Origin of the sequence: Thermogutta sp. (genome assembly GCF_039793925.1) — a bacterium.
Classification (GTDB): domain Bacteria; phylum Planctomycetota; class Planctomycetia; order Pirellulales; family Thermoguttaceae; genus Thermogutta.
The window spans coordinates 1-15,440 of sequence record NZ_JBAMME010000124.1; the positions used below are offsets into that span (position 1 = coordinate 1).

At 55.8% G+C, this 15,440-nt stretch carries 6 protein-coding genes; 4 read left to right on the plus strand and 2 right to left on the minus strand.

Features of this window, described 5'->3' with window-relative positions; all coding sequences use genetic code 11:
* Positions 1–31 precede the first annotated feature (31 nt).
* From ABJK56_RS04570 to ABJK56_RS04580, 3 genes are all read left to right on the plus strand, one after another.
* Entirely contained in the window at positions 32–8,134 is an 8,103-nt protein-coding gene (locus ABJK56_RS04570; RefSeq protein WP_347243482.1) for a GEVED domain-containing protein, read from the plus strand.
* A 261-nt stretch (positions 8,135–8,395) separates the two neighbouring features.
* Positions 8,396–9,736, plus strand: coding sequence for a Gfo/Idh/MocA family oxidoreductase (locus ABJK56_RS04575; protein ID WP_347243483.1), 1,341 nt, complete (start codon positions 8,396–8,398; stop codon positions 9,734–9,736).
* Positions 9,737–9,901: 165 nt separating this feature from the next.
* A complete protein-coding gene (locus ABJK56_RS04580) occupies positions 9,902–11,353 on the plus strand; it encodes a hypothetical protein (protein WP_347243484.1) in 1,452 nt (483 codons plus the stop codon).
* Positions 11,354–11,418: 65 nt separating this feature from the next.
* On the opposite strand, the gene ABJK56_RS04585 is transcribed toward ABJK56_RS04580, so the two are convergent.
* Both ABJK56_RS04585 and ABJK56_RS04590 read right to left on the minus strand, forming a co-directional pair.
* Positions 11,419–12,783, minus strand: coding sequence for a dicarboxylate/amino acid:cation symporter (locus ABJK56_RS04585; RefSeq protein ID WP_347243485.1), 1,365 nt, complete (start codon positions 12,781–12,783; stop codon positions 11,419–11,421).
* Between the two features lie 245 nt (positions 12,784–13,028).
* Positions 13,029–14,111, minus strand: coding sequence for a PmoA family protein (locus ABJK56_RS04590; RefSeq protein ID WP_347243486.1), 1,083 nt, complete (start codon positions 14,109–14,111; stop codon positions 13,029–13,031).
* Between the two features lie 240 nt (positions 14,112–14,351).
* Here ABJK56_RS04590 and ABJK56_RS04595 point away from each other — a divergent pair, with 240 nt between their 5' ends.
* The gene (locus ABJK56_RS04595) at positions 14,352–15,362 is read left to right on the plus strand and encodes a DUF4921 family protein (RefSeq protein ID WP_347243487.1); all 1,011 of its coding nucleotides are present in this window, start codon (positions 14,352–14,354) and stop codon (positions 15,360–15,362) included.
* Positions 15,363–15,440: the final 78 nt, after the last annotated feature.

Below are 15,440 nucleotides of genomic sequence, written 5' to 3' on the forward strand. Positions count from 1 at the left end.
GGTGGCCTTTGATGGCAGAAATCTTCTCAATGTGGCCAATAGTCCGCTGCTGACCAGTGATCCCAACGCCACCTCGATCAAGCTCGATGACCGGAGTGGGGACACCATCGGTGGCACTCAACCGCTGATGAGGGTGTTTGGTGTATCCATCACCAATGCCGGTCCATTGTTCCACTCCAACGTACTGGAGGGTGACACTACAAGTAAAAGCTACGGCGCAACGGCCCGCGGCAACAATCGTTTCTTCGATTACCGGCGAGGTCAGAATAACAACCATGAAGGTTGGTACATTGATGACATCATCATCGGCTTTGCCGAACGGGGCGAGATGGTGACGAATGCCCCTGCTGACGTGACGGGCTTCGACTTCCTGCCTGCGCCGGGCGTTGCAGATCCTATTGTGGTGACTGGCAGCTACGTCCTCGAGATTCGTCGGGGAGACGAATTCGGGAACTTGGTTGTTACTCCCTACCGCGTGACCCGTCTTGGTCCCTCGGCCGACACCAATGATCGCTGGACGCAGGATATTACGCTACTGTTTCCGGATGCGACGCATCTGGCTCACGGGGATCGATTCTGGATCGAAGACGGAGTCCGTCGAGTAACTTTTGTGTTCCTGGATGAAGCGATCGGCACGTCACAGCCGCTCGTGCCGCCGCTCACCGGTTCCGAGGTCCCTGTGTATTTCCGCCGCGGAATGACCGCTGGCGAGATTGCCAATGTTGTTGCCAGCGCGGTGAACTTCGCTAATAGCGAAGGCCGGCTTGACGTCAAAGCTGTGTCTATCCTTACGAGTAATCGGGTGGACTTGTGGGGCGCGACATACGCGGGTGGCAACCTTGGAGGCACCAACCCGACTCCGTTGCAACAAATCGTGTTTGGCGCCGTGGAGGGTGGTGCACGGCCCGGTGTCACATTGTTCCATCCAGATAACAATGGCCATCCCTTGATCGGGGATAAGAACTTTACGCGAGAGAAGGGCCACATCCTTGTTGAATCGACGAGCGTGTTCAATGCTTCACAGTATGGAATTCGGGTGGAGCCCGGGCCACGAGATGTTGGCTCGAACAATCCGCATCCCGGCTCTGGTCGGACTCTCAACGCGCCCAATCAGCTCGTGTCCGGCGTTACCCTCAAGAACAATCTGCTGGCTTTCAACGGACAGGGCGGAATTCGCATCAGCGGCTCGACTGGTCAGCCCACGGGGGCCATTCCGTTTGTCCGCGTTGTCAACAACACGGTGTATGGTGGACTCGCTGCCAACGGCGTGGGAATCGAGGTGGTCAACAACGCTGGTCCCACGCTGCTGAACAACGTGCTGGCCAACTTGAACACGGGCATTCGTGTGGATGCCTCCTCAGCCCCAAACACGGTCCTCGGTGGCAACGCCTACCAGGGCAACACGCAGAATGTCCAGGGCATGGGCCTCGGGACGTTTGATCGTGTTCTCGCCCCGGGTGCGCCTCTGTTTGTCGATCCCGCCAATTACAACTTCATCCCCGATCGTGGATCGGAAATCATCGATAGTTCGATTGATTCGCTGCAAGAGCGGTTTGGATATTACAACTCGGTGTTGGCCCCGATCGGTCTTGCACCGTCCCCGATCATCGCGCCGTCTTACGATTTGTACGGACAGCTTCGGAAAGACGATCCGGCAGTGAATCCCGGACCTGGTGCCGGATTGAGTATCTTTAAAGACCGCGGGGCGGTGGACCGCGTTGATTTCCGCGGACCAACTGCTAGTCTTATCGAACCGCTCGACAACGATCCTGCCGGCATCGACCGGAACCCGGCCAATTATGACGTGTTCATCGCCGGTCGCCGGATTACCCGATTTGCTATTCGCCTTTCTGATGAGGAGGGCGTGGGAATCAATGACCGGACTGTGCTCACCAGCGCCGTGAAGGTATACCGCGACAATGTCCTCTTGGAAGACGGAAAGGATTACTTCTTCCAATATCATCCCGTCGACAACATCATTTACCTGGTGCCGGCCTCTGGCGTCTGGTCGATTGGCTATACTTATAAAGTCGAACTGGACAACCTGGCAATTCGCGATCTTGCGAACAATCCGCTACAACCGAATCGGCCCGACGGCACCACGCACTTCGTGATCTACCTGGCGGGTATCGACTTTGGTGACGCCCCGGATGCGCCCTATCCCACGACTCTCAAGAACAACGGCGCCAGTCACATCATTGTGCCCGGTTTCTATCTGGGCAGTGGTGTCAGCAACGAACCGGACGCCCGTCAAAATGCCAACGCCACCGGCGATACCCTGGATGACGGCGTAATTTTCGACACTGGCCTGTTGATTGGTGGCAATACTCAAATCAAGGTCATTGCGTCTGCCGACGGGTATCTCGACGCGTGGATCGACCTGAATGCGGACGGCGACTGGGCCGATGCTGGCGAGCAGGTGCTGACAAGTTATCAACTGCTGGCCGGTGAAAACATAGTGACCATCACACTGCCCGCGGGGCTCAATCCGGCTACCACGTTTGCACGGTTCCGCTTCAGCAGCACCGGCGGTCTGGCACCCACAGGTCTCGCTCCCGATGGTGAGGTTGAAGACTACCAGGTACAGCTTGTGCCCTATCATGAAGACTTCGGCGACGCACCGGACAGCTATGGCACAACTCTGGCGGCGGATGGTGCCCGACACATTCTGGGTTCCGGACTCTATTTGGGCCAGAGCGTGGACGCTGAGCTGAATGGCCGCCCCGGAGCCACGGCCCAGGGCGATGACCTTGCCGGCATTGATGACGAAGATGGTATCACTTTCCTCGATGCGTTGGTACCAGGAAACCCTGTCGAGGTTCAGGTGGTTGTCAACCTGCCCAGCGGCATGTCCGAAGCATACCTGCAAGCCTGGGTTGACTTCAACGCTAACAACATCTTCGACGCCAACGAACAGATCTTCACCAACGAGCCCATCACCAGCTCAGGTGTCCACAGCCTCCAATTTGTGGTTCCAACGAATGCGGTAAAGGGCACTACCTACGCGCGATTCCGCATCAGCTCACAGTTAGATATCGGTTCCACTGGGCAGGCGCCTGACGGCGAGGTCGAAGATTACCGGGTCAGCATCGTCGATGCACCGGTGGACTTCGGCGATGCGCCGGCGCCCTATCCGACATTGCGTGCCGACGGCGGGGCCCGGCACCGCGTGGTTCGTGGCTTTAGCCTCGGACAATTTGTGGACTACGAACTGGATGGCCAGCCCAACCCGACGGCGACCGGTGACGACTCCAACGACCTGGCAGATGAAGACGGCGTAACATTCCTCACGCCACTCCTCACCGGAGAACTGGCCACCATTCAGGTGACGGTCTCTCAGACTGGCGGATATTTGAATGCCTGGATTGATTACAATGCCGATGGAGATTGGGCGGATCCCGGCGAGCAGATCGTCATCGATCAGCTCATCACGAGCACGACGACGCAAATTCAATTCCGGGTGCCGCGTGACCTCCAATCCGTGGCAACATTCGCTCGGTTCCGCTACAGCCACACGCCAGGACTCTCGTACAACACTCCCGCGGCAATCCCCGATGATCAACTTCCCGATGGCGAAGTTGAAGATTATATGGTCAATATTATCGCTGGCACTTCGTCGCTCAGCGGTTACGTCTTCAACGATCTCAACGCAAATGGCATTTGGGACTTGCAACCCAGTCAACAGCTTCCGCCGGTCAACGTCTTGCCGCCGGGCACAGGGAATATCATCGTCCCGGCCGGCGACGACCTGGCAAGTGCCGCAATCCCGCTGGGATTCGATTTCGAGTTCTTCGGCAAGACGTACAACCAGATCTACGTCTCGACCAATGGGCTTGTGTCTCTGGCTAATCCTGTGACCACGTTCTCCGCGAGCGGCTTCCCGCAAGGAGAACCGGTGCTGGCGCCGTTCTGGGCCGATGTTGATACCCGGGCGACGGGCCAGATCCGTCTCCAGCGGTCCACAAGCGCGCGTGGAAACCCGGTGGTGCAAATCGACTGGATTAACGTTGGTTATTACAACCAGCACAACGACAAGAAGAACACGTTCTCCCTGTACATCGAGGATGATCCCGGTGGTGACATTGTGGTCTTCCATTACTTCAACATGCAGTGGACCACCGGAGATGGCCAGGGTGTTAACGGATTTGGTGCACCCGGCGCTGTGATCGGATACGATGCGGGTGACGGCATCCATTACGCCACATTCGCCCGGCCCTCAAATGCCGCCGACCTCGCCGCCTTGATGACGCAGCAAGAGTACGCGTTCCGTCTTGATCCCAATACCGGTCAACTTTTCGGTGTCGAGTCCGGTCTGGCGGGCGTGTTGGTGTATGTGGACCTAAACAACAACGGTATGCCGGACTCGTTCGAGCCGGTCACCTACACCCAATACGACAATCCGTTGACTCCGAACGTGGACGAGACTGGCTTCTATCAGTTTACGGGCTTGTTCAGCGGCACTTACGTGGTGCGGCATCAGGTGCCGACAGGCTGGATTCAGACGTATCCACCTGCGGGGATTGTCCTGCCGGATGGCCAGACCCGACACTTGCGAGCCCCAGCCGGTAGCGCTCTGGTCGACGGGAATACGTTCTCGCTCTCAAATGGCACCACAGCAGTTGTGTTTGAATTCGACAATAACAGCACCGTGGCTGCGGGAAATCGCCGTGTCCCGTTCACTGCCACCGATTCACCAAACGTGGTGGCTGCCGCAATTGCCAACGCTATCAACAGCGTGGCGGGATTCGGCATCAACGCAACTGCCGACGGCGACCTCGTTAATCTCGCTGGTCCCACGGTGATCTTTAATCCCCAAACCAGCCCGGTCCAGGATGTGACCTCTCGCAGCCAGTCTGATGGCTCATACAAGGTCACCCTGGGTACCGGCGAACAGCTTGATAACGTGACATTCGGCAACTACCGGCTGGCCACCGTATCGCTGCAGGATATTGCGGTCGCTGAAGGCAACAGTGGCAGGACCAAAGTCAGGGTCACGGTCGAGGTTCAAGACTCCTTCGGAGCACCTATTTCCTTCAACTATCAGACTGCTGACGGTACGGCCACTGTGGCCGACAACGATTATATCCCGGCTTCAGGGACGTTCGTGTTCACGCCCCAGGGCGTGCCACGACCAACCTGGGATATCCAGTTCCTGACCAAGAATCAATCCAATGACTACGATTTCAGTGTCTGGGGCGATCGAGTGGTATGGGAAAGCTTCGACGGTCAGGATTGGGAAATCTATTTGTTCGACGGCACCCAGACGCGTCGGTTGACCAACAACACTTCGGACGATCGCATGCCCGCTGTGTTTGGAGACCGGGTCGTCTGGAGTGGGTATGACGGACATGATTGGGAGATCTACCTGTACGACACCACGACCAACACCACGCAGAAACTCACGGACAACGATTACGACGACATCGACCCACAACTCTCGAGTGATCTCGTGGTGTGGACAGCAAACGTGGGTGGCGCGCAGCAGATATTTGCTTACGATTTAGTGGCTGGTGGAAACCCCGTCAACATCTCCAATAACTCGTTCAATAACTATCTCCCGCACGTGTCGGGACGCAATGTCACGTGGTATGGCTTCGACGGGTTTGACAATGAGATTTATCTGTACTCCTCAGGTACCACTCGACAAATCACCAGCAACGTCCTGGATGATCGTTATCCGCGAATCGATGGGAGCAAAGTCGTTTGGCAACAACATGACGGCACCGACTGGGAAATCGCGATTTACGATATCCCGTCAGGTACCACCACGCTTCTCACTGCCAACAACGAGGACGACATTCATCCCGATATCTCGGGCAACAATGTGGTCTTCGAACACAACGATGGATTCGATACCGAAATCTATTACATCAACCTGAACATTGGGCCGGCCGCTGTGACGCGTATCACCGATAACGCCGTCCAAGATGAACTCCCGCGTGTTTATGGCGACCGGCTCGTGTGGCATGCGTTTGTCGGTGGAAATTGGGAGGTCTTCTACACTGATCTCAACACCAACGTCATCCCGCGGAATATCTCCTCCGACCCCGGTTACGATTGGTATCCTGCCGTCACCAGTAACCTCGTCGTCTGGCGAAGCTATCGCGCAGGCAATTACGAGATCATGGTGGCAAGGCAAAAGCCCGCCGTGGCACGCGCCACGATCGAGCTCGAAATCGTTGGTGACACAAGGATTGAACCAGATGAAAACTTCTTCCTCAACATCAGCAATCCGCAGCTCGCCGTCATTAGCGACCCGCAGGCTCAGATTCTCATCCTGAATGACGACGGCAGCTTGGATTACGGTGATGCGCCGGCCCCGTATCCAACGCTCCTGGCCGACAACGGTGCTAGACATCTCATCACGCCCGGTCTGCGACTGGGTAGTCTTGCCGATGCCGAACCCAACGGACGACCGAGTGCCGAGGCCAACGGAGATGACACAAACATTTCTGATGATGAAGATGGCATCGTGTTCAATACACCACTAGCAGTCGGCGCTTCGGCTACGATCACCGCCACGGCTTCCGGGCCGGGCAAACTAGACGCCTGGATTGATTTCAATCAGGACGGCGACTGGAATGATCCCGGAGAACGTATCTTCACCGGCCGTAATGTGGTCGCTGGGGCCAACGTCCTCACTTTCACCGTGCCAGCCGAGGCTTTACTCGGGACCACGTTCGCGCGGTTCCGTCTCAGTAGTGCAGGCGTGGCCGGTCCGACCGGGTACGCTCCGGATGGGGAAGTTGAAGATTATGTGGTGACTATCACAACGTCCACCACTCAGGTATCGCAGCAAGGGCGTCGCGTCATCATCACCGGTAGCGCCCTTAATGATAACGTTTCGGTGAGCACCGTCGGAAATGCCCACTTGATTGTGGTCAACGGCACAAATTACAGCTACAACGTCAGGGATATTGACGAGGTTCAGTTCGATGGCGCTGGCGGTGAAGACACCATCACACTCGTAGGTACTTCGGGGGTGGAGACGTTCGTCTTCACGCCGAGTACAGCACGAATGACGCGCACCGGTTTTACCGTCTCCGCTGTCAATGTGGAGCGTATGATCGCCAACGGGAACGGTGGATTGGACGCCGCCCAACTTTACGACAGCGCGGGAGACGATGTACTGGAGATTCGACCCGGACATGCCACGATGAGCGGTCCTGGCTATTCGTATGACCTTGCCAACGTGGCGTTCGTGCACGGCTATGCCAGCATGGGTAACGACAGTGCCAACCTTGACGGCACTCCGGGTGACGACACCTTGACGGCTACCCAAACGGAAGCACGGCTGAACAGCACAAATTACGTGGCTCGGGCGAAATTCTTCGACCGCGTCAGAGTTTTCTCGGGCGGCGGTACGGACGGAGCCACGATCACCGGTTCCGCTGGTGCCGACACAATCGAGGCCAGCCCGACTGGGGCCGCCGTATCGAACTCGTCTGTGGAAATCAGCGTTTCTGGCTTCGCTAACGTCACGATTCTGGGCGGTGGCGGCAATGACGTGGCACAATTGTACGATTCACCGGGTAACGACCTGTTTGTGGCAAAGCCAGGTTTGAGCACGCTGTCCGGCCCGGGTTACAGCATCACTGTGCAAGACGTGCCCACTGTGCATGCCTATGCGTCAGCCGGTGGCTTGGATGCCGCCCAGCTCTATGATACTGCCGGCGATGACCTGGTGGTGATGACACCGGAGTACACACGGATCACTGGCAGCAATTACCTCGCTCGAGCGAAGTTCTTCGACTTCGTCCACGCTTATTCAGCCAATGGCGGTTTTGACACGGCAAAAATGTACGGTTCAGCCGGAAATGACGTGCTCACTGCGACTCCCGAGTTCAGCCGGCTCAAAGGTCCCGGATTCTACAACCGTGCGAAGTTCTTCGAACGGGTGGAGGTTTACGGTGGCGGTGGTTATGACACCGGCGACGTGTGGGATTCCCCCGGTGTAGACCACTTGCAGGCAAACCGTGTGGAGGCTCTCCTGCAAAATCCCGACCTGCCCTACTACGTGTATCTGACCCAGATGGAGAAAGTCAAAGTTCGGGGAACGAGTCCGTCCAACACCAAACACATTGAGGGCGTCGTGGACTGGCTGATCGCCAAGGGATTCTGGACCGACGTATGATGGAGGTCCCGCTTCCCCAACTCAATCTACGATCTCAATCAGCGATTTGAAACCACGAAAAGTCGTCAGCGGCGTAGCAGAAGCTACGCCGCTTTCCTTATGTTTCGCTCTTTTCCAAATTCCCAGAATCACTGTGTGCCTAGTTGAACAATTGAGCGCTGCGGTGTTATAATCGCGGCCGGATTGAGACAGACCCTCCAAAGATTGTCGCAGCTTCGATGTACCGTTCGAGTAATCTTCCTGCCACAAGGAGGCCCACCCATGAAGCGCACCCTCTCGCGCCGCGATTGTCTCAAGCTCACCGCAACCATGTCTGCGGGAACTCTTATTCTTCGTTCCCGCCTAGTATTTGGCTATGAAGCCAACGAGAAAGTGAACATCGCCGTTATTGCGGTAGGCGGTCGTGGTGGTGCAAATCTCCAGGGAGTGGCCGGTGAAAACGTGGTCGCTCTTTGCGATGTGGACCGGCGGCCTTTGGAATCGGCAGCTCGGAAATTTCCCAAAGCGCGCACCTATACCGATTACCGCGAGCTTCTCGATAAGGAGAAAACACTGGACGCCGTAGTGATCAGCACTCCTGATCACATGCATGCTCCCATTGCTTTGCGTGCGATGAAGCAGGGCCTTCACTGCTACTGCGAAAAGCCCCTCACGCGGACCGTGTTTGAAGCCTACGAGATGAGCCGAGTGGCAGCGGAAAAGAAGCTTGTGACGCACATGGGAACCCCTGGCCGGGGAAGTAACAGCACCGTTCGGCTTGTGGAAATCATCCGCAGTGGTGCCATTGGGGATGTGACAGAGGTGCACTACTGGACCAACCGCCCGATTTGGCCACAGGGCTTCGATCGACCGGAGGGCGAGGATCCCGTCCCAAACTATCTGGACTGGAATAACTGGCTTGGGGTTGCACCGGCGCGCCCATACAAAGAAAAATGGCCGGAGGGCCATCCTGTCTACAAGCTCCCGCCGCAGCGGCTGCACGCTGGCTGGGTTTACCACCCGTTCGTATGGCGCGGCTGGTGGGATTTTGGAACGGGGGCTTTGGGCGACATCGCCCCGCACATGTGGCATTCCGCCTATTGGGGACTGGAACTTGATGCTCCAGAGAGTGTCGAAGTGGTGGAGACCTCCGGTCCCATGACGCAGATGTTCCCGCTGGCGACAATCCTGCGCTTCAACTTTCCAGCCAAGGGCAATCGACCGGCCGTTAAATTGTACTGGTATGACGGCGGCAAGACGCCTCCTGCGGATCTCCTTGGTGTTAAAGAGGTACCCGATGGCGGATCACTCATCGTCGGAACCAAAGGAATGATCGGTGTGGGACATAAGTCAGAACAAGATTTTCCTGATGTTCCCCAGACCTTGCGACGCTACGGGGATATGTACAGCGAGTGGATCGCGGGAATCAAGGCCGGTGATCCCGAACGTCCAAGCTGTCCGTTCAGTTACGCTGGTCCATTGACCATGGCGTATTTGCTCGGGAATATTGCCCTCAAGGTTGGCGGCCGCATTGAATGGGATGCCAAAAATCAGCGCATTATCAGCCCGGTTGAAGCTAATCAATGGCTCAAGCCCGACTACCGACAAGGTTGGGAAGTCTGATTAGCAAATCACGGACTCGCACTCGAGCACGAGAGCTACCAAAACTTTCCTCGGCGGCAACTTGTCTTGCCTCCGATGGAATTACGGCATGATTTTTAGTCTGTAATCAAGAGGGTTAATTCTGATGTAAAGTTGTTTACGTGTTATTGGTGGGAAGGCTTTCCGATGAAAGTTAGCATTCGGCACGCTATTGTGCTCGTCGTTTTTCTTTTTGTTCCGAGCTGGGCGCACGCAGAACCACCTATCAGCTTGCATCCAGACAATCCTCACTATTTTCTTTGGCGGGGTCGGCCCACGGTGCTTATCGGTTCCGGTGAGCACTACGGTGCGGTGCTCAACTTGGACTTCGATTATGTCCGCTATCTGAAGACACTTGCCCGAGAGGGACTCAATCACACCCGTACCTTTTCCGGAACCTATCGTGAAGTCCCCAGTTCTTTCGGGATCACCGATAATCCGCTCGCACCAAAACCTCTCCGCTACATCTGTCCCTGGGCACGCAGCGAGCAGCCTGGCTACTTTGATGGCGGCAATAAATTCGACCTGCAACGCTGGGACGAAGCCTATTTTGCGCGTCTCAAGGACTTCATGAGGATGGCTCACAAATGCGGCGTAGTCGTCGAATTCAATTTATTCTGTCCGTTCTATAATGAGGAGCTGTGGGCCGCAAATCCGCTGAATCATCGGAACAATATTAACGGAATAGGTAATTGCCCCCGCGAGGAAGTTTATACCCTTAAACACAAAGACCTTACGGAAGTTCAAATCGCGTTTGTTCGCAAAGTCGTTACAGAATTAAAAGACTTTGACAATCTATATTACGAGGTTTGCAATGAGCCATACTTCGGTGGAGTCACACTAGAATGGCAATGGAAAATCGCTGACGTCATCGCAGAAACTGAAGAAAGGCTTGGCGTGCGTCATCTTGTGTCCATGAATATTGCCAACGGTCGGGCGAAGGTGGAAAAGCTCCACCCCGCCGTCAAGATACTCAATTTTCATTACTGCGTGCCGCCCGATACTGTGGCGCTCAATTATCACTGGAATGTTGCGATCGGCGAAAATGAGACGGGTTTTCGCGGAAAAGACGACATTCTGTATCGGACCGAGGGCTGGGATTTTATTCTTGCCGGTGGGGCACTCTATAGTAATCTTGATTATTCCTTTACTCCCAGTCATCCAGAGGGTGATTTTCTGGATTACAAATCTCCCGGAGGCGGCAGCCCGGCCCTGCGGCAACAACTTGCCATCCTCAAGAGGTTCATGGAGGCCCTTCCTTTCGTGAACATGCAGCCGGATACACAGTCAATCGAACATGTGTCCCCCGATTTAACCGCCACCTGTTTATCTCAGCATGGAAAGGTGTATGCCATTTATCTCCATGTGCCACTTCCCAATAAACCTAAAAACATTGAAGAGCTTAAAAGACGCAATATCACGGCGGAGCTGGCAATTCGTTTGCCAGCCGGAAAATATCAGGCGACATGGGTCGACACCAAAACCGGCGAGAACGCCAAAGTGGAAGCATTTTCGATCGCCGGGGCCTCTCACGTTTTACATTCGCCAACCTTTGATAACGACATCGCGCTTCGCATCGTTCGCCTGCCGGAACGGTGAGTGAACCTGGTTTCCTGGCCGGTCTGATTCCTCCGCTGGAACGCCGACTTTCGCAACGGTCCGGATCACCCGGCCTGCTGCCGTTTATGCCACGAGTCCAAACATTGCGCAATTGCAAGATCGCCGGTGACATTGACGACCGTTCGACACATGTCCAGGAAGCGATCAAAACCCAGAATCAGACCGATCCCCTCCGGCGGCACTCCGATTCCCGCTAGAATGGCCATGATCATCGGAATCGATCCGGCAGGAACACCAGCCGTCCCCACTCCGGCTAATATCGCAAAAATCATGACGCTTGCCTGTTGAAGTAAGGTGAGGTGCACGCCAAAAACCTGGCACAGAAAAAGAATGACGACTCCCTCGTACAGGGCTGTGCCGTTTTGGTTACCCGTCGCCCCGACTGTCAGCACAAATCGGGCGATTAGAGGCGAAAGCCCAAGGTCTTCCTCAGCGGCACGCAGTGCCGTGGGAAGCGTGGCGTTCGACGACGACGTCCCAAACGCTGTCAACATGACCCCACGGATCGCGCGGAAGAACTGGCCAGGACGTATTCCACACAAACGCAAAGCTACAGAATACACGCCGCACGTCTGCAGCGCTAGTCCCGCCAGCGCTACAACCAGAAATCCCAACAGGGGAATAATCAAATCTACTCCGAGGCGGGCCATCGCCGCAAACATCAAGCATCCCACGCCCAGCGGGGCGATCCGCATCGCCCAATCCACGATCTTCATTGAAATGGCAAAAAGCCCCTCCAGAACGCCCACCACCCCGTCGGTCTTACCTCCCACACTGACGGCTGCACACCCGACCAGCAATGCAAATACCATCAGGGCCAGCATCCCGTTACCCTTGGCTGATCCGTCCAGGGCTCCCACGGCTTCCTGGAGCGGATTCTCGGGTATCAGATCGAGGAGAACCTGCGAAAGTGGCTTTGTAAGAGTCGGCTCCTCCCGCTGCGTCATCCGATAATGAGACTGAATTTCTTCGCGAGTCTGCTCCGAGATGAACCGGCCTGGACCAAATGCGTGAACCAGCGTGAGGCCAATAAGCACCGAACATGCCGAAAACGCGAGCGTGAAAAGAATGGCCCGCAGTCCCACTGTACCCAGTTTACGGATGTCTTTGAGCTCAACGACAGCCAAAACCAACGCCGAAAAAACGAGTGGTAAAACGACACACAGTATAAGCCTCAGAAAGACCTTTCCAATCGGTTCCACCACGTGTCCTGTCATCCATTCAACCCGTTCGGGCGTCAGCCACCGGAAAAATGATGACAACCACAACGTATCCCTACTCTTGCTCAAAAGATTCACCAGGAGGCCGAGAACCAGACCGATCACAAGTCCGATTGCCATCCCGGCCGGATGATTTGATTCTCGCCGAGACTCCCTCGTGAGTATTCCGCGCTCGCGAATTTCGCTCAATTTGCCCTCCTCCTTGGACTGAGAACGGGAACTACAATACCAAAATGGCTCATCTGTCACTTTGCGGCGCTAAGCTTGCTGATCTTTACGAGCGCCGGCTTCCCTCACCATGGCGGTTAAAGTACCACGTGACTCAGGGCTCTGTGAGACCAAAGACGTTCTGGTCGGCACCGTAAAGCTGTAAGAAATGGCGGTCCATCTGCCCTGCCATAAGAAAGACCGCATTCGCCGGCGTTTGCGATGTCCTACGGCTTGCCACCTTCATGTCCCACCCACGTTGCGAAGGACTCCCAGTGCCGCTCGATTGTCTGCCGGTCGGGAATATCGTCGTGACACCACAGGCCATACTTCACCGTACAACTGCCCTCCGGAGAGAGTGTCACCGGCCGCTGGAAACTGAAACAGATTCCCATCCACCCATCGTCGCGGACGTGGAAGGGGTGGGGAAAACCCTCGTTTTGGGGATGATCGAACAAGGTAATACCTCCTGCAACGCCTGGGGTGATGTAACCGCTGTAGTCCACCCATTTGGCTGGCTTGCGGAAGACCTCCTTCTCGTTGACCAGCCCTTCGCTGTTGAGGATCCGCCCACCCCCATCGCGCACCCCGATCGTTTTGGTCATCCGCACGCCAATCAGGCCAAATGCCGTCTCTCCAAAAGTCACCGTTTGTCTGACTGGAGTGAATCGCGATTCAATGAGGATGAAATATCCTTCGGCAAGGACATCCTTGGGTGAGCGCCAGGCCAAGCTGGTATCCCCCGACACTTTGACCTCAATAAGACGGCGCTCTTTGAGAAGTGGCTGCCCTTCTGCACGCCATTCGAGCTCTGCGATAAGCCATGCCCTGAGGGAATCTTCAGCGCTTTCGTTGTATTCGGTAACCCTGGTACAAACGATTTGCGTGTAAGGACGGTCCGCCCAGAAGTCAAAACCGTTCACATCGGCATGCGATATCCACACGGAGTTGTGGTGACTGTGTGACACCGGGTCGTGAGGATGTCCCATTCTGGTTAGCGGCCAACCGTCCGGGGAGTTCACCGGGTAGAGAAAAGGCCGCTGAAGCCCCGAACTGAAATGGAATCGGCAGAGCTCCTGGCGAAGTGGCACGAACACGAAACACGCTTGTCCGTAAGGTTCGGGAACAACCTGTAAGGCGGGAAAAGTTTCAGGTGAGGGCGGTCCTTTTATCTGCCCCCAACAGAAGGTTGTGAGAACACCCCCAAGGACCAGCGCCGGTCCAATGACCATCCAGTCCGCGGTGGTTGTTCTTCTTTTTAACGCGAACCCTCGTACGACTAATTGTGCTCGAAAAGTGACGGAAGCCATCTTGGTACCCCCCTCGTGCAAATGGAAGCCTTTTCGACGACCGGTGCAGACGGCCAGTGGCGCCATCATGACGTCACTTAAGTGATAGCGGCGAATCTACCAGGGGAACCATCCTATCGCAACCTCCAACCGTGCAGGATTTGCCCCAGAGTGGCATAATGAAAGGTTTTCCAGATTATGAAAGCAACCCCGACAGCCCGACTGCTGGGAATTCCTTCTGTAAATTGCAGGTTACTATCGATGGCCACCATTTCGACAGAGAAAAAACCGGAATTTCGGAAAGATCCTCTGACAGGCCGCTGGGTCATTCTCGCCCCAGGACGATCCCAACGCCCCCAGGACTACGACACGGCTGTCCGCCGCGTGCGGTCGGGCCCCTGCCCCTTTTGTGAGGGAAACGAAAGTGAAACGACCCCGGAAGTGCTTGCCCGCCGCAATCCCGATAGCAAACCGAATGGTCCCGGCTGGCGCGTCCGCGTCGTGTCCAACAAATATCCTGCTGTGCACTGCCGCATGTCGGCAAGCGACTCCGCACTGGCGGCGTCATGTTTTCCAGGGTTAGGCGTCCACGATGTCATTGTGGACACTCCGCGTCACGTGGTCAGCCTGACCGACATGACAGTCAGCGAGGTCACGGAACTGCTCGACGTCTTTCGCGAGCGCCTCGGACAACTCTCGAATGAGCCTTACCTGGAATACGCGCTCATCTTCAAGAACGTTGGCCCAACTGCCGGTGCTTCCTTGGAACATAGCCACTCCCAACTTCTCGCCATTCCGATTGTTCCCCCTTCTTTCATCAGTGAACTGGAAGCGGCCCGACGCTGGCACGAACGAGAAGGTGGATGTTATTACTGCCAGCTTTTGTCGCAGGAACAGGCCCAGGGCGAACGGATCGTTCTGCGTCACAGCGGCTTCACAGCGTTTTGTCCATTCGTCAGCCGGTTTGCTTACGAAACGTGGATCCTTCCTGAAGCGCACGAAGAACGGTTTGAAGCAACTCCACAAACGTTGCTTTCCAGCCTCGCAGAAACCATTCAAAAGGTACTCAGTGCAATCGAGACCCGACTCGGTAAACCAGGATATAATGTACTTCTCCACACAGCCCCTTTTCGCAAGCAAAGCCCCCATTTTCACTGGCGTTTGGAAATTCTACCGAGCGTGAGTCGCGCGGCTGGGTTTGAATGGGGCACGGGCATCCATATCAACCCCGTTTTTCCGGAAGAGGCGGCACAAACGCTCCGCGCCAGTTGAGAATCCGTACCACTCAGGAAAACAGATTGGGATAGGTAATCTGGAGTGACTGCTTAGAGATTGCCGATACAGGAAATA